Below are 25,632 nucleotides of genomic sequence, written 5' to 3'. Positions count from 1 at the left end.
CCAGCGCTGGTTGTGCTTCCCTTCCAGCCTGCCCCACCGGTCGGCTCAGGTCTTGAGCCGGTCCGGCCCGGCCGCCGGGGCCAACCGGCCCTCGCCGCAGCCGTCCCGGGGCGCGCAGCCCCGGGGGACGGCGAACCGGAGCCCCGGCCCCGTCGCGATTCCATGGACCGCACCGTCGGTGAACGCGGTGCGGCCTGCGGGCGGGGACCCGCGGGCGCCGAGTTCCGGGTCGGCGGCCCCACGCCCACCGGCCCGCGCGCGGCGGTCAATGGGCGTGGCCACTGCGCGCGTGGTGGCCGACGCGTGGGCGGAACGGCCGCTGCACCGGACGCGGCGCGGGCCGCGCGGGGTGGACCGGCCGGTGCTGGTGGCGCACGGCCCGATGCCGGCCGTGCCGGGTCAGCAGCGCGTCGAACGCCAGCGCGAGCGCGGCCGCGCCCAGTGCGCCGAGGACGACCAGGACGGTGAACACCGTCCAGAAGTGCGGGCCGAGAATGGTGACCATGGAACGCCTCCCTCAGAACGGGTTCTGCCCCGTGACACCAGGCTCCGTTCCTCCGGCCGCCAGCGCTTGGGCCGGACCGGCCCGCCTCCGTCGGCGACCGGCCCTTGTGGTGGATGCCATCAGGCCCCCCTGGCAACCCATCAGATGACCGATCAGATCTGACGGGATGTCAATCAGGGCCGAACGGCCCTGGACTCCGCACCCGCTCGGCCCGGGACCCGGACGGCGCGCCAAGGGACCCTGGGAAGCGCAAGCGAGCCACCCGACTCCGTCCCTCCTGAAAGGTCCGATCATCATGGCCCTGCCCATCCTCGTCGGCGTCGACGGTTCCACGCCCAGCCTGGCGGCCGCCGACTGGGCCGCCGCAGAAGCGTCGCTGACCGGCACTCCCGTGCGCCTGCTGTTCGTCTACTGGGTGCTCCCGGACGGCGAGCCCCTGCCCGCCGGCAACGACCGACTGCAGGCCGAGGCCGTACAGATGCTCACCCGCACCGCCGAGGAACTGCGCGCCCGGTACCCGGGACTCCAGGTCGACCACAAGCTCGTGACGGGCAACGCGACGACCCAGCTGCTGCACGCCGCCGACCGCGGCGGCACCCTGGTCGTGGGATCGCGCGGCACCGGCGGGTTCGCCGCCATGCTGCTGGGCTCCACCGCACTGGGCATCGCCGCGCGCACCGAGCACCCCGTCGTCCTGGTGCGCGCCGACGACAGCCGGCGCCCGCAGCACGAGGTCGTTCTGGGCCTGGAACCGGGCCCCGACCGGAGCCCCGTGGTCGAGTTCGCGCTGGCCCAGGCCGAGCGCCGCGGCGCCCCACTGCGCGTCCTGCACGCCTGGATGCCGCCGATCCTGTGGATGGCCGGACCGGTCCCGCCGGGACAGGCCGAGCGCACCGCGGTGCAGAACGCCGTCGAGCAGGAACTGCGCGACCTGGTGCTGCCGCTCGCGGCGAAGCACCCGGACCTGGAGGTGCGCTTCGACACCCACGCCGGCAGCGCCGCCCACGCGATCGTGGACGCCGCCAACCACGCCGAACTGCTGGTCCTGGGCCGACGCCGGTCCCGCCCGGTCTCCGCCCTCGGGCCGGTGACCCACGCCGCGATCCACTACGGGCACAGCCCGATCGCCGTCGTGCCGCACAGCTGAGCCCTGAACCCCCGAACGGGGCCGGCCTGCCGTATGCCACGGCAGGCCGGCCCCGTTCGGGGCGTCGGCGCGGTTCGGGACGCGCGGTCGCCCCGGACCGGTCAGAGGTCCGTCGGGACCCCCGGTCGCGGGGGCGCGCTCCCGTGCTGGGCGTTCAGGTCGAGCAGGCGGGTGCGGGTGTCCCGCAGGCGATGGCCGATGACTGCCGCGCAGCCGAGTGCCAGCGCGTACCCGAGCTCGTGGTCGTCCGCGCAGAGTGCGCGGACCCGGGCAGCGTCGAACTCCAGTGCCGACACGGGTCCGCGGGTCACGGCACCCAGCGTCCACTGGTGGGGCGGGATCAGCCAGGACCATCCGAGCAGGTCGCCGCCCCCGAGACTCTGCACCACCACGGAGCGCCTTCCCGGAACATGCAGCTCCAGATCGACACCTCCGGTACGAATCAACCAGAACCTGTCCGCATGCTGGTGCTCCGCGAAGACGTGGGCCCCCGCGGGAAACGTCACCTCCCGCGACAGCGCGAGCAGGACCTCCCGCTGCGCCTCATCCAGGTCGTTGAGGAACGAATGCACGACGTTTCACCATCCAATGCGGTCATCGGTCCCATCCGCCGTACCGGCGATGACACGTGCGCGGGCTCTCCCGCCCCAGGTGTCGTGCGCGTCGACGTGGCGGACGGGTGGTCCGGGCGGTGACGGGGTTCAGGAGGGGACCACGGCCACCGGCGCGTGCGCGTGGTGCAGCACCCGGTGGGTGACCCGGCCCACCGGCGGGGCGAAGCGGGCGCGCTTGCGGCGCGCGCCCACCACGACCAGGCAGCTCTGCCAGGACGCGGCCACGAGCATGTCCTCCGGCTGGGCCACACCCACCTCGGTACGCACGGTCACCCCAGGGTTGGCCGCACGCGCCGGTGCCAGCAGAGCCTCCAGTCGCTCGGTCGCGTCGCGGTTGCGCTCGTTCTGCTCGTGCGGTGACGGCGCCATGTGTCCCGGGATGGCCTGCGGAGCCATCCACGCGCGCAGCGCCAGCAAGGGCACACCGCGCAGCCTGGCCTCGGCGAAGGCGAAGTCGACCGACGCCGACGCCTCGTCGGACGCGATGCCGACGACGACCGGGTGGGCGGCCGGCTCACCGGTGGGCTGCTGCTGGTCCGATCGGGCGCCCACGACGACCACCGGTCCCGGGGAGTGCGTGACCAGGCCCTGGCTCACCGAGCCCAGCAGGATCGATTCGAGGGTGTTGTGTCCGCGCGAACCGACGACGATCAGTGCCGCACCCGTGGCCAGGCGTAGCACACCTTCCACCGGCTCCTCGGGCAGCAGTTCGGTCGAGACCTCCAGCGCGGGGTGCTGTGCGCGTACGCGCGCCGCAGCGCGATCCAGCAGCTCCTTGGCGGCGGCATGCGTCTCGGAGGAGAGCACGCCCCGGTCGATGTCGGGCAGATCGTAGGCCTCCATGCTCCACGAGTGTCCGATGCGCAACGGGGCCCCGCGCAGTTCGGCCTCCGCCGCGGCCCAGTCCAGTGCCTCCTCGGCGGCCGGCGACGCGTCGAAGCCCACCACGACGCTGCCCGGCGATGCTGTGCTCATGCCTGCCTCCTCCTTCGCGGAAGGTCCGCACGGCGGCCGGGCGGATCTTCGACCAGCTCCACTCTCCAGCGTCACGCGTTGACAGCACTCCGGCAAGGGCAGACCGGACCTCACCGCGGGTCGAGCGGCCGCTGCGGGCCCTGAGCCCCGGAAACCTTGGGGCCCGCCCGGCGGAGGATCCGGTGGGCGGGCCCTGAGGCGGGTCAGCGCGGTTCGAGCTGCGCGGCGACGTGCTCGGTGAGGTCCAGCAGGCGGTTGGTGTACCCCCATTCGTTGTCGTACCAGCCGAAGACCTTGACCAGACGGCCGTGGACCTGCGTCAACGGCGCGTCCACGATGCACGAGGCCGGGTCGCCGATGATGTCGCGGGACACCAGCGGGGCGTCACTGACCCGAAGGATGCCGTGCAGCGGTCCCCGGGCGGCGCCACGGAAGGCGTCGTTGACGTCCTCGGCGGTGGCCGCCTCGCGCAGCAGCAGGGTGAGGTCGGTGAGCGAGCCGTCCTCGACCGGCACACGGACCGCGATGCCGTCCAGCACGCCGTCCAGGGCGGGAAGCACCTGGCCCACCGCACGGGCGGCGCCGGTGCTGGTGGGGACGATGTTGACGGCCGCTGTGCGGCCCCGGCGGAGGTCCTTGTGCGGGCCGTCCAGGACGACTTGGTCGTTGGTGTAGGAGTGGATGGTGGTCATCAGACCGTCGGTGATGCCGAACGCGTCGTCGAGGACCTTGACCATGGGGGCCACGCAGTTGGTGGTGCACGAGGCGTTGGACACCACGTGGTGCAGGTCCGGGTCGTAGCTGCCCTCATTGACGCCCATCACCACGGTGGCGTCGACGTCCTTGCCCGGCACCGACAGCAGGACCTTGCGCGCGCCGGCCTTCAGGTGCGCCCCCGCGGTCTCGCGGGTGCGGAAGCGCCCGGTGGCCTCGATCACCACATCCACGCCCAGCGCGCCCCAGTCCAGTTCGGCCGGGTCGCGTTCGGCGGACACCAGGATGCGGTGCCCGTCGACGCTGATCGACTCGGCGTCGTGGGCGACGGTGCGGCGCAGCCGCCCGTAGGTGGAGTCAAACTGCAGCAGGTGTGCCAGGGTCGCCGCGTCGGTGACGTCGTTGACGGCCACGACCTGGACCGCGGTGCCGCCGGCGTCGGCGCGCTCCAGCACGCAGCGCAGGTAGTCCCGCCCGATCCGTCCGAAGCCGTTGATGCCCACACGCACGCTCATCGCGTTGCTCCTTCGCCAGATTCCCGGAAATGTGACGGCCTCCACGCTGCTCCGCCGTACGGCGCCCCGACAGGGCGCACCGGTCCGCGACGGCGGGGCCGAAGGTCCCTGCGCGCCGAACGCCGCAACCGCCGGTCCTGGACGGAGCCGGGGGCCGGACGACCGCGGACCGACCGGCCCTGCGGCTGGACCCGACCGGCCCTGTGCGCGGCAAGCGCGCTGCTCAAGCATGAATGGCGAAAGGGGCGTCGCCCCGGTGAGTCCTGCGGAGGTACAGATGACGGCCACGGCACCAGCACCGACCTCAGCCCCTGCTCCGGTGGCGGCCTGGCGGGGATTCGCCGGCGGCGGCTGGCGCGGTTGGATCGACGTGCGCGACTTCATCCAGGCCAACTACACCCCCTACCAGGGTGACGGCACGTTCCTGGCCGGACCCACCGAACGCACGCTTGCGGTCTGGGGCCAGGTCAGCGCCCTGCTGCCGGAGGAGCGCCGCAGGGGCGTCCACGACATCGACGCCGCCACCCCGTCCACGATCACCTCCCACTCCCCCGGTTACATCGACCGGAGCCGTGAGTTGGTCGTCGGCCTGCAGACCGACGCCCCGCTCAAGCGCGCCGTGATGCCCAACGGCGGACTGCGGATGGTCGAGAGCGGTCTGCGCGCGTACGGCTACGAGCCCGACCCGCAGGTCTCGAAGGTCTTCACCCACTACCGCAAGACCCACAACGCCGGGGTCTTTGACGCCTACACCCCCGCCATGCGCGCCGCCCGCAAGGCCGGGATCATCACCGGCCTGCCCGACGCGTACGGCCGCGGACGGATCATCGGCGACTACCGGCGTGTCGCGCTGTACGGGGTGGACCGCCTGATCGAGGCCAAGCGGGCCGATCGCGCCGCCCAGGACGCACTGCCGTCGAGCGAGCCGGTGATCCGCGACCGGGAGGAACTCGCCGAGCAGATACGCGCGCTGGGCGAGCTCAAGGAGATGGCCGCCACCTACGGCTGCGACGTCTCACGCCCGGCCGCCACCGCGCAGGAGGCCGTGCAGTGGCTCTACCTCGGCTACCTGGCCGCCATCAAGGAGCAGAACGGCGCCGCGATGTCGCTCGGGCGGACCTCCACCTTCCTGGATGTCTACCTGCAGCGCGACCTGGACCTGGGCCTGATCGACGAGAGCCGCGCCCAGGAGCTGATCGACGACTTCGTCATCAAGCTGCGCATGGTTCGGTTCCTGCGCACCCCCGAGTATGACGAACTGTTCTCCGGCGACCCGACCTGGGTGACCGAGTCCATCGGGGGCATCGGCGTGGACGGACGCCCGTTGGTCACCCGCACCTCGTTCCGGTTCCTGCAGACCCTCTACAACCTGGGCCCGGCCCCCGAGCCGAACCTGACCGTGCTCTGGTCCCCGCAGCTGCCCGAAGGCTTCAAGCGGTTCTGCGCCCAGGTGTCCATCGACACCAGCGCCATCCAGTACGAGTCTGACGACCTGACGCGCCCGCGCACCGGCGACGACACCGCGATCGCCTGCTGCGTCTCGGCGATGGCAGTGGGCAAACAGATGCAGTTCTTCGGCGCCCGGGTCAACCTGGCAAAAGCCCTGCTGTACGCGATCAACGGCGGCCGGGACGAGGTCACCGGCGAGCAGGTCGGCCCCGAACTCCCGCCACTGACCGGGGAGTACCTCGACATCGAGGAGCTGGACGCCGCGTACGACCGAATGCTGGACTGGCTCGCCGCCACCTACGTCAACGCCCTGAACGTCATCCACTACATGCACGACAAGTACGCCTACGAGCGCATCGAGATGGCCCTGCACGACCACCCCGTCGAGCGCATGATGGCCTGCGGCATCGCCGGCCTGTCAGTCGCAGCCGACAGCCTCTCCGCCGTCCGCCACGCCCGGGTCAGGGTGATCCGCGACGCCACCGGCCTGGCGGTCGACTACCAGGTCGAGGGCGAGTACCCCGCCTACGGCAACAACGACGACCGCGCCGACGCCATCGCAGTGGACCTGGTGCGCTCCTTCATGGCCAGGATCCGCCGCCACCCCACCTACCGCGGAGCGGTCCACACCCAGTCGGTGCTCACCATCACCTCCAACGTCGTCTACGGCCACCACACCGGCAACACCCCCGACGGACGCCGGGCCGGAGCCCCTTTCGCGCCCGGCGCCAACCCGATGAACGGCCGGGACCACCACGGAATGGCCGCCTCCGCCCTCTCGGTCGCGAAGATCCCCTACGACCAGGCACGCGACGGCATCTCCCTGACCAACACCATCACCCCCACCGGACTCGGCCGCAGCCCGAAGGAGCGGATCGGCAACCTGGTCGGCCTGCTGGACGCCTTCACCACCTGTGGCGGCTTCCACATGAACATCAACGTCCTGGACCGCGCCACCCTCGAAGACGCCATGGAGCACCCGCAAAAGTACCCCGAGCTGACGATCCGGGTCTCCGGGTACGCCGTCAACTTTGTTCGGCTCACGGCCGAGCAGCAGCGCGACGTGATCAGCCGCACCTTCCACGGCTCGCTGTGAGCACCGCGACCAGCTGCCCCTGCCCCGACCGGCCCCGGCCGGGCCGGCCGGGCCGGGGCGGCACGCTGACCGGCCGGGTGCACTCCTGGGACATGTCCACCGGTGTTGACGGCCCCGGCACCCGCTTCGTGCTCTTCCTCAGCGGCTGCCCGCTTCGCTGCCGGTACTGCCAGAACCCCGACACCTGGCACATGCGCGACGGCCGACTCAGCGGTGTCGACGAGGTCATGGTCAGGATCGAACAGTGCGCCGCGTTCCTACGCGCATCCGGCGGCGGGGTGACCATCAGCGGCGGCGAACCGCTGCTCCAGCACGCCTTCACCGCCGAAGTCCTGCACCGCTGCAAGGCCCTGGGCCTGCACACCGCCCTGGACACCTCCGGGTTCCTGGGTGCCGCCGCCGACCAGGCGCTGCTGGCGGACACCGACCTGGTGCTGCTGGACATCAAGTCCTTCGACATCCGCGTCTACGAAAGGCTGACCGGCGGGCACCTCGCGCCGACCCTCAGCTTCGCCGGCCGCCTGGACGCCCTCGGCGTGCGCACCTGGATCCGCTACGTCCTGGTCCCCGGCTGGACCGACGACCCCACCGCCGTCGAGGGGCTCGCCACGTTCGTCGCCGGCCTGAGCAACGTCGAACGCGTGGACGTCCTGCCCTTCCACAAGCTGGGGGCCACCAAGTACCAGGAACTGGGCCTGCCCTTCCACAAGCTGGGGGCCACCAAGTACCAGGAACTGGGCCTGCCCTTCCCGCTGCGTGACACACCCACGCCGGACACCGCGCTGGTGGACCGGGTCCGCGCGCAGTTCAGGGCCCACGGCCTGACCGCCGACTGAGCCTCCCGCCCAGCCGTACCCCACTGCCATGCTGATCCGTAGGAGAGACCCATGCCCAGGACCGAACCCTCCGACAGTGCCGGGCCCGATGCGGCCGAAACCGGTGCGTCAGACACCGTGAACCTCCTGGTGCGCAATGCCCGGCGGGCCCTGGACGACTATGCCGACTTCACGCAGGAGCGGGTCGACCGCATCGTGAAGAAGGCGTCACTGGCCGCGCTGGCCGCGCACACCAGTCTGGCCGCCCTGGCCGTGGAGGAAACCGGCCGGGGCGTCTTCGAGGACAAGGCCGTGAAGAACGTCTTCGCCTGCGAGAACGTCACCCACTCCATGGCCGTGATGAAGACGGTCGGGGTGGTGCACCGCGACGACATCAACGGCATCGTGGAGATCGCCGAACCTGTCGGCGTCGTGGCCGGGGTGACTCCGGTGACCAACCCGACCTCGACCACCCTCTTCAAGGCGCTGATGGCACTGAAGACCCGCAACCCGATCGTCTTCGGCTTCCACCCCGCCGCGCAGCGCTGTTCCGCCGAAGCAGCCCGCATCGTGCGCGACGCCGCCGTCGCCGCCGGGGCTCCCGAGCACTGCGTCCAGTGGATCGCAGAGCCGTCCGTCCAGGCCACCACCGCGCTGATGAACCACCCCGATGTCGCCACGATCCTGGCCACCGGGGGCAACGCCATGGTCAGAGCCGCCTACTCGTGCGGAAAGCCCGCCCTGGGGGTGGGCGCGGGCAACGTCCCCGCCTACATCGAAGCCACTGCGGACCTGCGCCGGGCGGTCAACGACATCGTGCTCTCCAAGTCGTTCGACAACGGCATGATCTGCGCCTCGGAGCAGGCCGTCATCCTGGACCGGGAGGTGTACGACGCGGCGATCGCCGAGTTCGGCAGACTGGGCGCCCACCTGGCCACCCCCACGGAGAAGGCTCTTCTGGAGACCTGCGTCTTCGGCGTCGGCACCGGACGCGACTGCGCGGACGCGAAGTTGAACGCCGCCGTGGTCGGCCGCTCCCCGGCCGAGATCGCCCGGGCGGCCGGCTTCCAGGTCCCGCAGGCAACCTCCGTCATCCTGGTGGAGGTCGATTTCGTCGGTGAGGGCGAACCGTTGACGCGCGAGAAGCTCTGCCCGGTCCTGGCGGTGCTGCGAGCCGCCGACCGGGCCGAGGGCCTGCGCCTCGCCGCACAGATGGTGGAGTTCCACGGACTGGGCCACAGCGCCGCCGTCCACACGCAGGACGCCGCGTTCGCGGAGGAGTTCGGCCATGCGGTCAAGGCCTGCCGGATCATCTGGAACGCCCCCAGTTCCCAGGGCGGAATCGGGGACGTCTACAACGCCTTCGACCCCTCGCTGACACTGGGGTGCGGCAGCTACGGCCACAACTCGGTGTCCGGCAATGTCACCGCCGCCCACCTGCTGAACATCAAGCGGATCGGCCGACGCAACACCAACGTGCAGTGGTTCAAGGTCCCCCCGAAGATCTTCTTCGAGCGCAACAGCCTCTCCTACCTCACCGACATGCGCGGCGCCCACAGGGTCGTCATCGTCACCGACCGAACCATGGTCGACATCGGCCATCTCGAACGCGTCCGGGATGTCCTGGGCCGTCGCGGTGAGCCCTGCGAGGTGCGGGTGGTGGACTTCGTCGAGCCCAACCCCAGCATCGACACCGTCCGCAGGGGTGCCGACCTCATGCACGGCTTCCAGCCCGACACCATCATCGCCCTGGGCGGCGGCTCGCCCATGGACGCGGCCAAGGTGATGTGGCTGCTCTACGAGCACCCCGACACCGACTTCGCCGATCTGAAGGAGAAGTTCTTCGACATCCGCAAGCGCGCCTTCACCTTCCCCGACCTGGGCGAGAAGGCGCAGCTGGTGTGCATCCCGACCACCTCGGGCACCGGCAGCGAGGTCACCCCCTTTGCCGTGATCACCGACAGCGCCACCGGCCAGAAGTACCCGCTGGCCGACTACGCCCTGACCCCCAGCATCGCCATCTGCGACCCGGCACTGACCGATCACCTGCCCAAGGCGGTCACCGCCGACACCGGCTTCGACGCCCTGACCCACTGCATCGAGACCTACGTGTCGGTCTACGCCAACGACTTCACCGACGGCCTGGCCCTGCACGGCATCAGGCTCATCTTCGAGAATTTGGAACGCGCCGTCACCGACGGCGGGCACGACCCCGTGGCCCGCGAGAAGATGCACAACGCCGGAACCATCGCCGGCATGGCCTTCGGCTCCGCTTTCCTCGGTGTGGTCCACGCCATGGCCCACACTCTGGGCGGAACCTTCGACGTCGCCCACGGCCGCACCAACGCCCTGCTGCTCCCGCACGTGATCCGCTATAACGGATCGGCCGCGACCAAGGTCACCTCCTGGCCCAAGTACCGCAGCTATATCGCCCCCGAGCGCTACCAGGGCATCGCCGCCACACTCGGCCTGGCTGCGGCGACCCCCGAGCAGGGCGTCGAGTCCCTGGCCACCGCGGTCGAGGAACTGCGCGATCGGGTCGGCATCCCCGCCTCCTTCAAAGCCGCCGGCATCGACGAGGCCGCCTTCCTCGCCGCGCTGCCCCAGCAGGCCATGAACGCCTACGAGGACCAGTGCGCCCCCGCCAACCCCCGCATGCCGATGCTCGCCGACATGCGACAGCTCATGCGCCAGGCCTACTACGGACGGAGGCACTGACAACCGGACACCCTCGTGATCCGTCCGGCGGCTGCCGGACGGATCGTCACCCGGGCTCCGCCGACCGCACCCACCCGGACGCACGGCCTCACCCCCGGAGCCGACTCCACCAGAGCCATTCGGCCCAGCATCACGACCGCCGCACCGCGCCGGTGCCCGCGCGGGCGCAGGATGGCCACACAGGCACCTGGGACCCTGGCGTCGGGCAGCCGCGCAGCGGTCGTCGGCCTCGTGCCGCCTGTGACGGCGCGACGGAGCAGCACGGATGCAGAGGAAGTGACGCATGCCGAGTGTCAGGCCACTCCCGGGACGGCTGCTGGCCGCCCCGATCGACCTCAACCATCCGGGCGCCTATCTGCACTGGGGAGTCATCCAGATCTCGGTCGCGAATCTGTTGGTCATCGGACTGATGGTGCTGGTCTTCGTCGCCGCCCTGCTGCTTCCCTTCCCCAAGGGACGGGACCGCGATGAGTGACACCGCCGAGGGAACGGGCGGGTGGACCGGGGCGGTCAGACGACGCGCGGTGCGCGCCCTCCCGCCCGAGAAACTGCTGCCCGACCGGCAGCCCGTCTACATGGCCTCGTGGATCTACGTTTTCGGCGTGCTGACCACAGCCGCCCTGATGGTGGTGCTGGCGACCGGTTGTCTGCTGGCCCTGGCGGGCCCGGGCTGGTGGCATTCCTCGGCCGTCGGGACGTACGTCAACAGCCTGCACCTGTGGAGTGTGGAGCTGTTCATGTTCTTCATGGTGATCCACCTGTGGGGCAAGTTCTTCATGGCCGCCTGGCGCGGCAGGCGTGCCCTGACCTGGATTCTCGGCGCCGTCGCGTTCCTCGCCGCAGTGGGGACCGCGTTCACCGGCTACCTGGTGCAGCAGAACTTCGACTCCCAGTGGATCTCCACCCAGGCCAAGGACGGGCTGAACTCGGTCGGCATCGGCGCCTACTTCAACGTCCTGGACTTCGGCCAGATGCTGATGTGGCACATCGTCATCCTCCCCTTGGTCCTGGGCCTGCTGACGGCGTGGCACCTGCTGATGGTCCGCCTCAGAGGCATCGTGCCCCCGATCGACGCGACCGGCCCCCGCCCGGACGCGCAGGAGCGGCAGCCGTGAGCAGCCGCCGGTCCGACCCCACTCCCGACGCCGCATCCTTCCCGACCCGGCCCTACGACCTGGTCAGGGAGGTCACCATCGCGCTGGTGGTGGTGGCGCTGCTGACCGCCGGGCTCGCCGCGCTCTTCTCCTCACCGGACGACCGCCCGGTCACCCTGGCGTCCTGGTCCCGGGCGGACCCTGCCGACTTCACCGCCACCGCCGTCAGCGAGCTGGCCGGCACCAGCACCAGCGCCCAGTACGGCCCCCCGTACAACCACTCCCCCGGCGCCGGGCAGAAGCTGGGACCGCTCGGCCTGCAGAACGCGGCCGGGGTCCGCATCCCGGTCGACCCCGCCCAGGACTTCGTCATCGGCCCACTGCACGACGCCCCCGGGTCGGCACAGGTCACCGCAGCCCTCACCCGATGGAGCGCCGCATCGCCCGGGCAACAGCAGGCCTGGACCTCCGCCTACTCCGACGCCCTCGGCAAGGCACCGGACGGCGACCCCGCCAAGGTGGCGCCCGGCGACTACGGACCGGTGCCGGTGCTGACCGCGCAGCTGCTCGACCTGGCGCAGAGCGGCTCACTCGACGGACAGTTGCTGGCCGAGGGCGGGTTCTACCAGTCGGACTACACCCGCCCGCTGCTCTTCCTGGCCGACGGCGGGCACCTGGCAGACCTGGCACGCGCCCAGCACCTCGCCGGGGACCAGTGGGGCATGATGAACGAGACCGGGAACTACCCCGGCCAGGCATGGCTGTGGCTGTACACCTTCTGGTACCAGATCAGCCCGTTCAACAGCTCCAGCAACGCCGACGCCCTCGTCTGGGGTCTGATGGCCGTACTCAGCCTGGCACTGGTCCTGGTGCCGTTCATCCCGGGCGTGCGCTCCGTCCCCCGGTGGACCCGGGTCCACCGGCTGGTGTGGCGCGACTACTACCGGCAGCAGCACTGACGGCTGGTCGTCGACCGGCCCTCGGTCTCCGGCCGTGCCGTCGAGGCACTCCGGCAGGGGCTGACCGGGCCTGGCCGTGGTCTCAGGTGTGCGGGACCAGGGCGACCGCAGTCGGGGCGTGGTGCAGAGCGGCGTGCGAAACGGGCCCGAGGCCGGCGTCGTAGGGGCCGACCGCCTGCCGACGGCCGACCACCAGCAGCTCGGCACCCGAGGCGGCCCTCACCAGGGCGCCTGCGGGGTCTCCGGGCACGACCTCCCGGACCACCGTGACGTCGGGGTACTGCTTGCACCACACGCCCAGAACATCGGACAGCAGCACGACCTCGGACTCCTGCCAGCGCTCACGGTCGATCTTGGTCCAACCGGCGCCGAGGTCCGCTGGCGCCGGTTGGACGGCATGCACGACGCGCAGCCGCGCGCCGCGGCGTTCGGCGGTCCCGAAGGCGAACCCCAGTGCTGCCTCAGCCGGGTCCCGGGCGTCGACACCCAGCACGATCTCGGGCGTACCGCACACGGCCTGCTCCGCACCCGAGCGGCTCGTGCACGCCGGCGGACGTACCGTCACCACCGGGCAGTGGGCTCGCCTCGCGGTCTGCAGGCCGACCGAGCCGACCAGCAGCTCGTCGAATCCGCCACACCCCCTGGCACCCTGCACCAACAGCTCCGCATCCTCGCTGGCGGCGACCAGCGCGGACGGTGCGGTGTCCACCACCTCGACGCTGCTGACCTCCAGGCCCGGATGGCCCCGTACCAGGGCGCTCTCCACGCGGTGCAACAGATCCTGCCTCGCCTCCGCCGACGGCCCGGGACGGCTGGGCAGCAGCATGGGCAGCAGCGGGCGGGCGTGCAGCACCCGCAACGGCACTCCCCGGAGCAGCGACTCCCTGGCCGCCCAGTCCACCGCGGCCAGACTGCCGGCCGATCCGTCCAGTCCCGCGACCACATGCCTGCGTGCCATTGCCCGGCCTCCTTCGGGTTCGGCCCCCGCTCGGTCCCCACAGTGCCCAGCCTGATCTCGCCCGGACCGACCCGCCATGGGCCGAACGGGCCGACACGGCGACGAAGCGCCCCCTGCGGCCCCGTTCGAGGCGGATGGCCCCGCGCGGGTCGCCGTTCAGCGCCGACGGGTCCACAGCGGCTCGACGACCTCCCATTCCGCAGCCCAGGCTGCCTCGTCGGCCCGGTCGAGGCGGCACCGGGCGAAGGTGCCGACAGCGGCGACACCGGTGGCCGCACCGAACAGGGTGAGCAGCGCGATCACGACCGCGTTGCCCTCCGAGTCGCCCGCGGAGGCCGGCGGTGCGGCGATCGCACCGCTCGCGTCGAGCTGGATCCTCACCCGGTCACCGACGAGGGCCCACTTCGGCACCTGGGACACGTCCTGTCGGGCGGTGCCGCCGGAACCGGTCCAGCGCACCTGTGCCAGCACGGTGGCCGTGCCGTCGTCGTAGGGCTGGCCGACGATCAGCGCCTGTACCGGGCGCAGCCGGCTTTCATACGCGACGGCGTGGGCGCGGTCCTGGTGGTAGACGGCCATTCCGAGCACCGTGCACAGGCCGACGGCCAGCAGCAACGCCAGGGTCTGCAGCTTGACCAGCACGGCGCGTCGCCGGTCGCTGCGGCGACGCAGCGGGCTGCGGTGACGCGCGCGAGCGAGGGCGAGACGGGACCGGCGGTGAACGGGAACGGACGGTCGTGGAGCGGCTGACGGGCTTGCCATGAGTCTCGCCTCCTCAGGAACGGCGCTGATCGCCGTTCTCTCAGAGTTCCGCGCGGGACGCCGCCCCGGCAGGACCGAGCGGGTCCTTGCGCGGAGCCGAACGACCCCCTCTCCACCCCCATTCTCCCCCGTCCGGACACTGGCGTAATGTTCGCCGGACCTGCCCGGGCACGCTGGGTGCGCTGCGGCGCCTGTGGGTCACAGGACGGCCTCGGCCTCGATCCAGTGATCCTCGGGCACGGTCCTGAGGCCTGGCGCGGCGGCGGCGAGGGGCACCAGTCGGATGTCGGTGCGGCGCAGCGCGGTCATCCGCCCGAACGCGCCCTGGTGGACGGCCTCGACGGCGTGCCAGCCGAAGCGGGTGGCGAGGACCCGGTCCGCGGCTGTGGGAGTGCCGCCGCGTTGCACATGGCCGAGGACGATGGCCCTGGCCTCCTTCGACAGCCACCGCTCGATCTCGGTGGCCAGCCTTGTGCCGATGCCCCCGAAGCGCTGGTGACCGTACCGGTCCTCGACGCCGTGCTCGAACCGCATTGTCCCCGGCGCGGGCTCCGCGCCCTCGGCGACGGCGACGATGGCGAAGGTCTTCCCCCGGGCGAAGCGCTCCTCGACCATGCGGCAGACGTCTTCGACGTCGAAGGGACGCTCCGGGATGAGGATGCCGTGCGCGCCTGCGGCCATGCGGCGTGGAGGGTGATCCAGCCCGTGTGTCGGCCCATGAGTTCGACCACCATCACCCGGTGGAGCGTCTCCGCGGTGGTCTTGAGCCGGTCGATCGCCTCGGTTGCCACAAGCACGGCGGTGTCGTGGCCGAAGGTCGTGTCGGTGGCCCGGACGTCGTTGTCGATGGTCTTGGGAACGCCCACCACCGGAAGGCCGGCCTCGCTGAACAACCGGGCCGCGGTCATCGTCCCGTCCCCGCCGATCGCGATCAGCGCATCGATGCCAACAGCCGCCGCCAGCTCCTGGGCCCGGCCCACGCCCTGCAGCACCCGGCTGCGCTCGACCCGGGCCGAGCCCAGGATGGTGCCGCCCCTGGTGAGGATGGACCGAACGTCCGCCAGGCCAAGCGGGCGGCTCCGGCCCTCGATCAGTCCCAGGTATCCGTCCAGCACGCCGATCACGGTGTCACCGTGATCGGCGACCGCCCGGTGGACCACCGACCGGATCACCGCGTTCAGCCCGGGGCAGTCGCCACCACTGGTGAGCACACCAATGCGCATGGACGCAGCCAAGCACACAACTGGACGGACAACCGTCCGGCCACGCGGGGCCCGGCTCCGCGGGACCGGCACACACGGCCGGGCCGCGTTGCAGGAGCGCTTCAAGCGGGCTCGGTCCTCAGCGGGCCAGGTCGCGGCTGGCCAGCAGGGCGGTCGCGGCGGCCATGCCGGCGGCGCCGACCGCGACCAGGATGCCGAAGGAGGTCCACGGAACGGTGCCGTGGGCGAGCGCGTCGCCGGGAGTGTAGTAGTGGAACGGCGTCACGAAACGCAGCGGTGCCGCCGGGGACCAGGCCAGGGCGATGAAGTTGACCGCGAAGGCGACCGCACCGAAGGCGATGGCGGCACCGACCACCTGGGCCCTCCTGCTGCCGGCCGCAGAGACGGCCAGCGCCGGCCCGGTGAGACACAGGCAGAACGCGCAGCCCAGCAGCCCGGCCGCGAACACTCCCGCGATCGGTACCGCCTGGTGCAGTTTGGGGGTGAGCGCGACGCCGGCCGCGATGGTGAGAGTGGCCGCCGCGTTGATCAGCAGGGTGCACAGCGCGAGGGCGGTGGTGCGTTCGGCGAGCAGCCGGATCCGCGAGACCGGGCGGACCATCAGCAGTTCGATGGTCCCCGCCTCCACGTCGGCGGCGACCGCGGCCGCGGCGAGCGATCCGATGACGGTGAGCTGGATCGCGATCCAGAACGGGTGCACCAGTCCGGCGCCCAGCAGGCCCGCGTAGGAGGCGATGGAGACATCACCGGTGGACCCACTGAACGCCTTGAACGCACTGGGCGGCTGATGGCCGGCGCCGGCGAACAGCTGTCCCGGCGGGATGGCGCCCGCGATCACGACGATCAGGGCTTCGAAGACCGTGATGCCGACGGTCAGCGCCAGCAGCATCCGGCGGCGCCGGTAGAGCGCCAGCCACAGCAGCGGGTAGCGGCTTCTCATGACGACACCTGCGATTCCACGGTAGCGGGTGCGCGGTACAGGTCGAGGAACGCCTCGTCCAGTCCTGCCTCCTCGACGGTCAGGTCGGTCACCGGCAGGGCGAGCAGTCCGCGCAGCGCCTGCACCACCTGGTCCGGCGGGACGAGCAGCCGGACCGTGTCCCCCTGCCACAGCGGGGACCAGTGGTCGGCGGCTCCGAGCGGGCGCCGGCCGTCTCCGTCGGCGAAGGTGAGCTGGACGCGTCGGGCGCGGGCGTCGCGCAGTTCGGAGACGCGCTGGACGGTCACCAGCCGGCCATCCCTGATGATGGCGACGCGTTCGCAGGCCCGCTGGACCTCGGGCAGCACATGGCTGGAGAGCAGGACGGTTCGGCCCGCCGCGGAGGTCTCGGCGAGCAGGTCGAAGAAGGTCTCCTGGACCAGTGGGTCCAGTCCCTCACTCGGCTCGTCCAGGACCACCACCTGCGGATCGTGCTGCAGGGCCTGCACCAGGCCGAGCTTCTGCTTCATCCCGCGCGAGTACTCCTGCACCGACCGGTCCAGATCCCGCTCGCTCAGCCCCAGCCGCTCGCACAGCTCGGCGCGGCGCGGGGTGGCGGCTCCCTGCAGATCGCCCAGCAGCCGCAGGGTCTGCCGACCCGTCAGCTCCGGGTACAGCCGCAGCTCACCGGGCAGGTAGCCCAGCGACGGGGCGACCCGCCGGTGGTCCGCGATCGGGTCCAGGCCCAGCACCCGGGCCTGTCCCGAGGTGGGCCGCAGCAGGCCGACCAGACAGCGGATGGTGGTGGTCTTCCCCGCCCCGTTGGGTCCGAGGAAACCGAAGACCTCTCCCGGCTCCACCGCGATGTCCAGGTCCTCGACCCCGACCACGCTGCCGTACCGCTTGGTGAGCGCGCTGAGCTCGATCGCCGGTGCTCTGCTGTTCATGGGTGCCTCATCTCCGCCGATCTCCGTAGGTCACCAGCGTGACGCCTCGCCGCCCGTTCCGCTGCTGCCGGTGGTCCCTCGCGCATGGGCCGATCGGGACCGACGCACGACAAGGGCCGGCAGCCGGTTCAGGCGAAGGCGGTCTGCAGGGCCTGGAAGGCACTCCTGGGGTCGGACAGGGCGTGGTAGATCGGAGGGATGGGTTTGCCGATGCCGAGGAGGCCGTAGACGGCGTGCATGGCGCCGCGGACCGAGTACTCGACGGTGAAGACCACGTCCTGGGGGATCTCGACGTACTGGCCCAGGAACGCGAAGTTCGCCGATCCGCGCGGGATCACCAGCGGCCGGTCCCCTGCGGCCCGGCGGGCGAACTGGCTGGTGATGTAGGGCATCATCACGGTGGTCACCGTCGTGGTGGCACGGACCTCGTCGGCGATGTCCTCGAAGCCCAGCTGCCCGAGGAGTTCGGTCAGGATCTCCTGGCCGGTGGCCTGCGCCATGGTCCTGGGGACGTGGTCGCCGGTGGTGTCGGTGAACAGGCTGTAGCCCCACAGGGTGAACACGTCAGCGGGCTGGCCGGCGAAGTGCGGCTGGTGCGGCACCACGATCGACATCAGCCAGTTGGAGTCCTTGAACGTCATCAGCGCTCCGGTGCCCGGTGCGTTGCCGGTGAACTCCTCGATCCGGCGCAGCAGCAGCGGGCTGCGCATGGTGAGCGTGAAGGACTCCCATTTGGCCTCGCCGACGTTGCCGTTGAAGACGCCGGGGCGGCCGAAGTCGGGGGCCTTGCGGGCCAGGGTCTCCCACAGGGCCCAGCCCCCGTCCCGCTTGTCGCGCACCAGCTCCGGGACGGTGTGGTCGCCGCCGTAGCCGGTGTCGGCGGTCATCGAGCCCAGCGTGAGGAAGGCCAGATCACCCGGTCGCACTTCGCAGACCGCCGGCTCGCCGTTGCGCTCGACATGGATGCGCCGCACGAGGCGGATGTGCTCGGCGGTGGTGAAGTCGACGTCGGTGACCCTGACGCCGTAGTCGATGTGCACCCCCTGCTCGACCAGCCAGGCGCGCAGCGGCCGGATGACGGAGTCGTACTGGTTCAGCCGGGTGCGGCGGACCCCGGCCAGGGTGTGGATGCGGGGGAACTCCTGCATGAAGCGCAGGAAGTAGCGCTTCAGCTCGATGGCGCTGTGCCAGTTCTGGAACGCGAAGGTGGTGCGCCACATCGCCCAGAAGTTGGTGGCGAAGAAGTGCTCGGAGAAGAACTCGTCGATCCGCCGGGCACCGATCACCGACTCGGGAAGGGCGAGCAGCCGCGCCAGTTCCAGCCGGTCGTGGTGGTCGAAGCCGAGCTGGGCAGCATCGATGATCTTGTGGTCGCGGTCGATGAGGCGAGCGCGCGCGTCGGTGGGCCACTTCTCGTTGAACTCCAGAATCTCCTGACGCACAGTCAGTGTGCCGTCCAGGGTGGGGATCGTCTCCAGCAGGTTCCACAGGCAGGTGTAGGCCTCCTCCTCCAGCATCCGTCCGCCCCGCGTCACATAGGCCCCTGCCGAGTCACCGCTGCCGTCCATGGACCCGCCTGGTACGGGGAGTTCCTCCAGGATGTGGATGTTCTCACCGGGGAAGTCGGCGTCACGGATCAGGAAGGCCGCCGCTGCGAGTGAGGCGATACCGCCGCCGACCAGGTAGGCCCGGTTCCCGTGCTGGTTGCTGGTCATTGCTGCTCCCGAGGGTGGTCCGCGTCCCGCCGTGATCAGCGGGTTCACCCACCCTGTGTCGGCCTCCGTGCCTGCGGGCAGGGCCGATCGGTCCCCAGCCGGGGCCCGCAGGTCCCGCCCCGTGCGCGGCGCCCGCGGCGGTACGGGGGGACCGGGACCTTCGGGCCCTGAACGGAAGGGACTGGTGGCAGGTGCTGGGGCCTCCTGGTCCCTGTCCGGGACCGGGGCCGACAGCCGAGGATCTTGTCTCAGCGGGCCGCACCCGATGCCGCCTCGCTCCCCTTCCCTCAGGTCAGGAGCCCTCCCATGTCCGGAGCAGAGCACGACGCCCCACCCCCTGGCACCACACCGGCCGATGCGGTGGAGAGTTCGGCGGAACGCCGCTCACTGTTCGGCCTGCCGGCCGCGACCGCGCTGGTCGTCGGGAGTGTGATCGGCACCGGGGTGTTCGCGCTCCCCTCCGCGCTGGCCCCCTACGGGCCGATAGCGCTGGTGGCGTTCGTGGTCGTCACCGTCGGCGCCCTGGCGCTGGCGGTGACGTTCGGGTCGCTGTCCAAGCGGGTGTCCGGCAGCGGCGGCCCGTACGTGTATGCCAAGGAGGCGTTCGGGGAGTTCGCCGGGTTCCTGACCGCCTGGTCGTACTGGATCACCGCCTGGGCCGGGAACGCGGCGATCGCGGTGGCCTGGGTGGGTTACGTCGAGGTGTTCGTCGACAAGGGCCACCACACCTGGGGCTCGATCGCCATCGCCCTGGTCGGCCTGTGGATCCCGGCCGCGGTCAACCTCACCGGCATCCGCAACATCGGCGCCTTCCAGGTCGTCACCACCGTCCTGAAGTTCATCCCGCTGGTGTTCATGGCCACGGTCGGGCTGCTGTTCATCAAGGCCGGCAACTTCGGCGCCTTCAACGCCTCCCACACCTCCGCCGTGGGCGCGATCTCCGCCGCCTCCGCGATCGCCCTGTTCAGCTACATCGGCCTGGAGACCGCCTCAGTCGCCGCCGGCCGGGTCCGCGACCCCAAGCGCAACGTGGCCCGCGCCACCATCTACGGCACCCTGGCCTGCGCCGTCATCTACATCCTGGGCACCCTGGCCGTCTTCGGCACCGTCTCCCACGCCTCGCTCGGCAGTTCGACCGCTCCGTTCACCGACGCCGTCAACAACATCGTCGGTGGCACCTGGGCCGGCAACACCGTCGCGATCGCCGCGATCATCTCCGGGCTGGGCGCGCTCAACGGCTGGACGATGATCTGCGCCGAGATGCCCATGGCAGCCGCCCGCGACGGACTCTTCCCCCGCGCCTTCACCAGGACCGTCGGCCGCAACCAGGTCCCCGCCTTCGGCATCGTCTCAGCCACCGCCCTGGCCTCACTGATCACCGTCATCAGCTACACCCACTTCACTCAGGTCTTCACCGAGATCGTCCTGCTCAGCGTCCTGACCGCGGTCATCCCCTACCTCTTCTCCGCCGCCGCCCAGCTGTACTGGCTGCTCGTCAAGGGGCAGACCGGAGTCACCCGCGGCCGATTCGCCCGCGACGTCACGATCACCGTCCTGGCACTGGCGTTCTCCTACTGGTCGATCCAGGGCAGCGGCTACCAGACCGTCTACTACGGCCTGTTCGTGATCCTGCTCGGTGTGCCGGTCTACATCTGGCTCAAGCGCTCACGCGGCGAGTACGGAGAAGCCCCCACCGCCACCGGGCAGGCCATCACCCCGGAACCCGCCCCGCAGCCCGTCGCCACTCCCCCGTTCACCACTGCGGCCCGCACCACCCGGCCGGTCCGCATGACCGCCGTCGTCCTGCGCGCGGTCGGCCTGCACCGCCAGCACTGACGCCCCCTCGCCCGCACCGTCCAGGAGACAACCATGTCCACTCGCCCCGTCCTTCGCGTCGACTCCGAGACCGGCCGCCTCCGCCAGGTCGTCCTGCACCGCCCCGGTCTGGAACTGTCCCGACTCACCCCGGGCAACGTCGACGAACTGCTCTTCGACGACATCCTGTGGGCCAAGCGCGCCCGCGAGGAGCACGACGCGTTCGCCCAGGTCCTGCGCGACCACGGCGTACACGTCCACTACTACGCCGAACTCCTCGCCCAGACCCTCGACCTGCCCGAGGCCCGCGCCTGGCTGCTGGACCAGGTCGTCGCCCCCGGCACCGTCGGAGCGGCCCTGGTCGACCCGGTCCGCGCCCTGTGCGAGGACCTGGACGGCGCCACCCTGGCCGAGTACCTCATCGGGGGTGTGCTCAAGGACGACCTGCGCATCGCGAACCCGCACAGCCTGGTCTGGAACAACCTCGGCGAACAGGACTTCGCCCTGTCTCCGCTCCCCAACCACCTCTTCCCGCGCGACAACTCCTGCTGGATCGGCGACCGCTACACGGTCAACCCGATGGCCAAGCCCGCCCGCCGCCGCGAAACCCTGCACAGCGCCGCGATCTACCGCTTCCACCCGCTGTTCGCCGACACCGCAGCGCCCCTGATCGACGGCACCACCGCCGTCCCCGGCACCACTCTGGAGGGCGGCGACGTCCACTCGCCGGCCCCGGGCGTCGCCATGGTCGGCATGGGCGAGCGCACCACCCCGCAGGCCGTCGAGCAGCTCGCCCAGCAGCTGTTCGCCACCGGGACCGCACAGCGCCTGATCGCCGTCCGACTGCCGCGCAGCCGGGCGTTCATGCACCTCGACACCGTCATGACGATGATCGACAGGGATACCTTCGCCGTCTACCCGGGGCTGGCCGACTCGCTGCGATCCTGGACGCTGACCCCCAGTGCGGAGCAGCCCACCGGGTTCGAGGTCACCCCCGACATCGACCTGGCCGCGTCCCTGGCGACCGCACTGGACCTGGACAAGGTCCGGTTCCTGTCCGCCCCGCAGGACGTGCGCGCAGCCGAACGCGAGCAGTGGGACGACGGCAGCAACTTCCTCGCCCTCGCCCCCGGTGTCGTCGTCGGCTACGAGCGCAACGTCACCACCAACACCTACCTGCGCAAGCAGGGCATCGAGATCGTCACCATCGCCGGTGCCGAGCTCGGCCGCGGACGCGGCGGACCGCGCTGCATGAGCTGCCCCATCCAGCGCGACCCCGCCAACTGAACAACCGCACGCCCCCACCCACCACACGCCCCGGAGCACCCGATGACCACCAACCTGACCGGCCGCCACTACCTGGACGAGCTGGACTTCACCACTGAGGAGATCCACCACCTCCTGGATCTCGCCACTGAGTTGAAGGCCGCCAAGCACAACGGCACCGAGACGCGGCACCTCGCCGGCCGCCACCTCGCGCTGATCTTCGAGAAGGCCTCCACCCGCACCCGCTGCGCCTTCGAGGTCGCCGCCGCCGATCAGGGCGCCACGACCACCTACCTCGGCCCCGACGGTTCCCACCTCGGCCACAAGGAGTCCGTCGCCGACACCGCCCGCGTCCTGGGGCGGATGTACGACGGCATCGAGTACCGCGGTTTCGCCCAGGACACCGTCACCACCCTGGCGGCTCACGCGGGCGTGCCGGTCTACAACGGGCTGACCGACCGGTGCCACCCCACCCAGAGCCTCTGCGACGTCTTCACCATGCGTGAGCACAGCGACAAGCCCCTGACCGGGATCTCGTACTGCTACCTCGGCGACGCCCGCAACAACACCGCCAACTCCCTGCTGGTCATGGGCAGCCTGCTGGGCATGGACGTCCGCGTCGCCGCCCCCAGGTCGCTGTGGCCCGCCGAGGCCCTGATCACCCGCTGCCGCGAACTGGCCGCGTCCAACGATGCGCGGATCACGATCACCGAGGACGTCGAGGAAGCCGTGCTGGGCGCGGACTACCTCTACACCGACGTGTGGGTATCCATGGGCGAGAACGCCGACACCTGGGCCGAGCGGATCGTCGAGCTGCTGCCCTACCAGGTCAACGCCAAGACCCTCGCCGCCACCGGCAACCCCGACACCGCGTTCCTGCACTGCCTGCCCGCCCTGCACGACCGCACCACGGCCCTTGGCGCGGACCTGTTCGCCCACTACGGACTGGACGGCCTGGAAGTCACCCACGAGGTGTTCGAATCGCCCGCCTCGCTGGTCTTCGACCAGGCCGAGAACCGCATGCACACCATCAAGGCTGTGCTCGTCGCCACCCTGGGAGCCTGAATCATGCGCATTGTCGCCGCACTCGGCGGAAACGCCCTGCTCCAGCGGGGCGAACACCCCGACGCCACCGTCCAGGAAGCCCACATCCACCAGGCCGCCACGGCCCTGGCCGAACTCGCCCTGGCCGGACACGAACTGATCGTCACCCACGGCAACGGCCCGCAGATCGGCCTGCTCGCCCTGGAAAGCGCCGCCGATCCCGCACTGACCGCCCCCTATCCCCTGGACGTTCTCGGGGCCCAGACCCAGGGCATGATCGGCACCCTCCTGGTCCGCGAACTGCGCAACAAGCTCCCCGACCGGGACGTGGCCGCCCTGGTCACCCACACCGAAGTCGACGCCAAGGACCCCGCCTTCCTGCACCCGACCAAGTTCATCGGCCAGACCTACACGAGACTCCAGGCCGAGGAGCTGATCCGCGACCGCGGTTGGACCATGGCCGCTGACGGCGACGACTGGCGACGCGTCGTCCCCTCACCGCGACCCCGGTCAGTCCTGGAAGCCCCCATCGTCCGGGCGCTGGTCACCGCTGGAACGGTGGTGGTCTGCGCGGGCGGCGGCGGCATCCCGGTGATCCGTTACCCCAACACCGGCCTGCTGCACGGGTCCGAGGCCGTGGTCGACAAGGACCGCACCGCGGCCCTGCTCGCCGAGCAGCTCGACGCCGACGTCCTGCTGATCCTCACCGACGTCACCCACGTCTTCGCCCATTACGGCACCCGCCACTCCCGCGCCCTGCCCGCCGCGACCCCCGCCGAGCTGCGCGACCTGGACCTGCCCGAGGGCTCCATGCGCCCCAAGGCCGACGCCGCCGCGACCTTCGTCGAGAACACCGGCGGCATCGCCGGCATCGGCCCCCTCGACGATGCCCTCGGCATCCTCCTCGGCACCACCGGCACCCTCATCCGCCCCGGCAGGCTCCTCTCGCGGCACGGGCCGGCAGCTGGCCCGGTTCCGGTGGACACGCGCTCCTGAGCGTGCCGCCGGACACCTCGGGACCGTGTCGCACACCACGTCGAAGGTGCCCGCAGAACCCTGCGGGCACCTTCGACGTTCCTGAACCTGTGCACCGTCACAAGCGGCCACGGCGGGGCCGGTTGCCTGCTCGGTCAGCCGTGACCGAGCGCTGCCTACGCCGGCTCGATGGACAGCGCGGCGCGCTGCCGGGGGCTGGCCGGTCCTTCGGGGCCGTAGCCGAGACGGATCAGCATCTGGACGTGGCCCGACCCGTGAACCGGCTCGCGGGCAGCCGACCGCAGGTCGGACCACTCGACCATCTGGTGCAGCAGGGAGCTGCGCAGATGGTGCGCCGTAGCCAGCAACAGCACGTGCTGCAGTGCCTGCCCGGCGCGCAGCCAGTCCGCCCGGCGATCGTGCGCCGTGGTCAGGACCAGGATGCAGGGGTGCGTCTCGAACGGAGCCGAGGGGAGGGCGCCGGTGGACCTGGTCGCGGTGAAGTCGCGGACCGGGATGCGCTCGAAGGCGTCCTGCGGGCCGAACGCGGCGGCCGGGATACCGAAGGGACTGTCCTGCGGCCGGCGAATCCAGGCGCGGCTCTCCTCACGGCGTCGCGGATTGGCGGCGTTGCGACGTTCGGCCTCCGTGGTCAGCGCCAGCGCGCGCCGGGTCGCCTCGGGGCCGGTCGCGAACAGCACGGCGCCTTCGGTGTGGGCGGCCTCGACCAGTTCGGCGACGACGGTGTCGGGGACCGGCTGGGCGGTGAAGGGCATCCGGCTGCTGTGGCGGCGCCAGATCGCGTCGAACAGGTCCGGGCGCGAGGAAACGCCGGCCGACGGGGCGGTGGCGGCTCGCGTGTCGGCGAGCCGGACGGCCGCAAGCAGTTGCGGCTCACGGTGGTCCGGCAGCAGTCGCACGGCCGGCTCCCAGCCCAGGTGCCGGGCCGCGACCTTCAGGTTGAACACCGCCGCGCCCACGGACACCAACAGGGCTCGCCCGGTGGGGTCGGTGGCGCGCAGCGCGCGCTCGGGGACGGCGCGGACTTCCAGCGTGTCGGTGTCCGGACGGAGCCGGAATCGCCAGGGCTGGGTGTTGTGGACGGACGGCGCCGCCACCGCGGCGGACACCAGTTGCTCCAGGGCAGCGGCATCAAGGGGGTGGTGCCGCACTGCGTCGGTGCTCATCACGGCCTCCTCCAGAGGAACGGCGTGTTGCCCTCACATCGTCGTGGCCGGCGCGTTTGATGGGGATGGGCCAAGGGTCCCGGCCGACCGGCCGAGCGGGGCACGACGGTAGTGCGGCGCTGGCGGTGGCAAAGCTGGGAAGCGGGGCCATCGGTCCCCGCCCCGCGTCGTGGACGGGGCCTGTTCGGCCCTGTCGCGAGCCGGACGGTGCGGGCCAGGC

Annotated in this window: 22 protein-coding genes and 1 pseudogene; 11 read left to right on the top strand and 12 right to left on the bottom strand. The window is 71.2% G+C overall.

From position 1 onward, the window contains the following. Positions 1–45: 45 nt before the first annotated feature. Together ABH925_RS10205 and ABH925_RS10200 are read right to left on the bottom strand one after the other, a co-directional pair. The gene (locus ABH925_RS10205; RefSeq protein WP_370147002.1) at positions 46–282 is read right to left on the bottom strand and encodes a hypothetical protein; all 237 of its coding nucleotides are present in this window, start codon (positions 280–282) and stop codon (positions 46–48) included. Beyond that, positions 266–505, bottom strand: a complete 240-nt coding sequence (locus ABH925_RS10200) for a hypothetical protein (protein WP_370147000.1) — start codon at positions 503–505, stop codon at positions 266–268. The genes ABH925_RS10205 and ABH925_RS10200 overlap by 17 nt, the downstream gene beginning before the upstream one ends. Positions 506–800: 295 nt before the next feature. Here ABH925_RS10200 and ABH925_RS10195 point away from each other — a divergent pair, with 295 nt between their 5' ends. Continuing rightward, positions 801–1,652 carry a universal stress protein gene (locus ABH925_RS10195; protein WP_370146998.1) on the top strand — a complete coding sequence of 284 codons (852 nt, stop codon included), beginning with the start codon at positions 801–803 and terminating at the stop codon, positions 1,650–1,652. A gap of 101 nt (positions 1,653–1,753) precedes the next feature. Here the strand turns inward: ABH925_RS10195 and ABH925_RS10190 are convergent, their stop codons facing one another. From ABH925_RS10190 to gap, 3 genes are all read right to left on the bottom strand, one after another. Beyond that, the gene (locus ABH925_RS10190) at positions 1,754–2,224 is read right to left on the bottom strand and encodes a Crp/Fnr family transcriptional regulator (protein ID WP_370146997.1); all 471 of its coding nucleotides are present in this window, start codon (positions 2,222–2,224) and stop codon (positions 1,754–1,756) included. Between the two features lie 129 nt (positions 2,225–2,353). Beyond that, the gene (locus ABH925_RS10185; RefSeq protein ID WP_370146996.1) at positions 2,354–3,241 is read right to left on the bottom strand and encodes a universal stress protein; all 888 of its coding nucleotides are present in this window, start codon (positions 3,239–3,241) and stop codon (positions 2,354–2,356) included. Positions 3,242–3,444: 203 nt separating this feature from the next. Next, positions 3,445–4,470 (bottom strand): type I glyceraldehyde-3-phosphate dehydrogenase, encoded by a 1,026-nt coding sequence (gap, locus tag ABH925_RS10180; RefSeq protein ID WP_370146995.1) that lies wholly within the window; start codon positions 4,468–4,470, stop codon positions 3,445–3,447. Positions 4,471–4,747: 277 nt separating this feature from the next. Between gap and pflB the strand changes: the two genes are divergently transcribed. The 6 genes from pflB to ABH925_RS10150 all read left to right on the top strand — a co-directional run bounded on the left by pflB (position 4,748) and on the right by ABH925_RS10150 (position 12,601). Beyond that, positions 4,748–7,015, top strand: a complete 2,268-nt coding sequence (gene pflB / locus ABH925_RS10175) for a formate C-acetyltransferase (RefSeq protein WP_370146993.1) — start codon at positions 4,748–4,750, stop codon at positions 7,013–7,015. A 65-nt stretch (positions 7,016–7,080) separates the two neighbouring features. Beyond that, on the top strand, positions 7,081–7,851 hold the full coding sequence (pflA, locus tag ABH925_RS10170; RefSeq protein WP_370147139.1) for a pyruvate formate-lyase-activating protein: 771 nt from the start codon (positions 7,081–7,083) through the stop codon (positions 7,849–7,851). A 51-nt stretch (positions 7,852–7,902) separates the two neighbouring features. Further along, positions 7,903–10,548: a bifunctional acetaldehyde-CoA/alcohol dehydrogenase gene (gene adhE / locus ABH925_RS10165; RefSeq protein ID WP_370146992.1), complete on the top strand. Its 2,646-nt coding sequence runs from the start codon at positions 7,903–7,905 to the stop codon at positions 10,546–10,548. A 283-nt stretch (positions 10,549–10,831) separates the two neighbouring features. Next, positions 10,832–11,023 carry a hypothetical protein gene (locus ABH925_RS10160; protein ID WP_370146991.1) on the top strand — a complete coding sequence of 64 codons (192 nt, stop codon included), beginning with the start codon at positions 10,832–10,834 and terminating at the stop codon, positions 11,021–11,023. After that, positions 11,016–11,663 (top strand): cytochrome b N-terminal domain-containing protein, encoded by a 648-nt coding sequence (locus ABH925_RS10155; RefSeq protein ID WP_370146990.1) that lies wholly within the window; start codon positions 11,016–11,018, stop codon positions 11,661–11,663. Before ABH925_RS10160 ends, ABH925_RS10155 begins: the two co-directional genes overlap by 8 nt. Beyond that, a complete protein-coding gene (locus ABH925_RS10150; RefSeq protein ID WP_370146989.1) occupies positions 11,660–12,601 on the top strand; it encodes a hypothetical protein in 942 nt (313 codons plus the stop codon). The genes ABH925_RS10155 and ABH925_RS10150 overlap by 4 nt, the downstream gene beginning before the upstream one ends. 82 nt (positions 12,602–12,683) lie before the next feature. Here ABH925_RS10150 and ABH925_RS10145 read toward each other — a convergent pair whose 3' ends face one another. From ABH925_RS10145 to ABH925_RS10120, 6 genes and pseudogenes are all read right to left on the bottom strand, one after another. Then, positions 12,684–13,559, bottom strand: a complete 876-nt coding sequence (locus ABH925_RS10145; protein ID WP_370146988.1) for a universal stress protein — start codon at positions 13,557–13,559, stop codon at positions 12,684–12,686. A gap of 156 nt (positions 13,560–13,715) precedes the next feature. Then, complete coding sequence (locus ABH925_RS10140; RefSeq protein ID WP_370146987.1) at positions 13,716–14,321, bottom strand: hypothetical protein; 606 nt, start codon at positions 14,319–14,321, stop codon at positions 13,716–13,718. A 198-nt stretch (positions 14,322–14,519) separates the two neighbouring features. Further along, positions 14,520–15,544: pseudogene (locus tag ABH925_RS10135) on the bottom strand (ATP-dependent 6-phosphofructokinase). Between the two features lie 118 nt (positions 15,545–15,662). Continuing rightward, on the bottom strand, positions 15,663–16,484 hold the full coding sequence (locus ABH925_RS10130) for an ABC transporter permease subunit (RefSeq protein ID WP_370146986.1): 822 nt from the start codon (positions 16,482–16,484) through the stop codon (positions 15,663–15,665). Next, positions 16,481–17,410: an ABC transporter ATP-binding protein gene (locus ABH925_RS10125; protein ID WP_370146985.1), complete on the bottom strand. Its 930-nt coding sequence runs from the start codon at positions 17,408–17,410 to the stop codon at positions 16,481–16,483. Before ABH925_RS10125 ends, ABH925_RS10130 begins: the two co-directional genes overlap by 4 nt. 128 nt (positions 17,411–17,538) lie before the next feature. After that, a complete protein-coding gene (locus ABH925_RS10120) occupies positions 17,539–19,125 on the bottom strand; it encodes an oleate hydratase (RefSeq protein ID WP_370146984.1) in 1,587 nt (528 codons plus the stop codon). Positions 19,126–19,431: 306 nt separating this feature from the next. Here ABH925_RS10120 and ABH925_RS10115 point away from each other — a divergent pair, with 306 nt between their 5' ends. Genes ABH925_RS10115 through ABH925_RS10100 form a run of 4 tightly spaced genes read left to right on the top strand, consistent with a single transcriptional unit; the run spans position 19,432 to position 24,246 of the window. Then, the gene (locus ABH925_RS10115; protein WP_370146983.1) at positions 19,432–20,961 is read left to right on the top strand and encodes an amino acid permease; all 1,530 of its coding nucleotides are present in this window, start codon (positions 19,432–19,434) and stop codon (positions 20,959–20,961) included. A 33-nt stretch (positions 20,962–20,994) separates the two neighbouring features. Beyond that, positions 20,995–22,227 (top strand): arginine deiminase, encoded by a 1,233-nt coding sequence (locus tag ABH925_RS10110; protein ID WP_370146982.1) that lies wholly within the window; start codon positions 20,995–20,997, stop codon positions 22,225–22,227. 42 nt (positions 22,228–22,269) lie between these two features. Then, complete coding sequence (argF, locus tag ABH925_RS10105) at positions 22,270–23,271, top strand: ornithine carbamoyltransferase (RefSeq protein ID WP_370146981.1); 1,002 nt, start codon at positions 22,270–22,272, stop codon at positions 23,269–23,271. A 3-nt stretch (positions 23,272–23,274) separates the two neighbouring features. Next, entirely contained in the window at positions 23,275–24,246 is a 972-nt protein-coding gene (locus ABH925_RS10100) for a carbamate kinase (protein WP_370146980.1), read from the top strand. A gap of 155 nt (positions 24,247–24,401) precedes the next feature. On the opposite strand, the gene ABH925_RS10095 is transcribed toward ABH925_RS10100, so the two are convergent. Beyond that, positions 24,402–25,412 carry a nitroreductase family protein gene (locus ABH925_RS10095; protein ID WP_370146979.1) on the bottom strand — a complete coding sequence of 337 codons (1,011 nt, stop codon included), beginning with the start codon at positions 25,410–25,412 and terminating at the stop codon, positions 24,402–24,404. Positions 25,413–25,632 lie beyond the last annotated feature (220 nt).

Source organism: Streptacidiphilus sp. EB129 (genome assembly GCF_041262645.1).
In the GTDB taxonomy this organism is placed as follows: domain Bacteria; phylum Actinomycetota; class Actinomycetes; order Streptomycetales; family Streptomycetaceae; genus Streptacidiphilus.
Note: the sequence above shows the minus strand (reverse complement) of the source record. Positions and strands in the feature narration are given on the sequence as shown.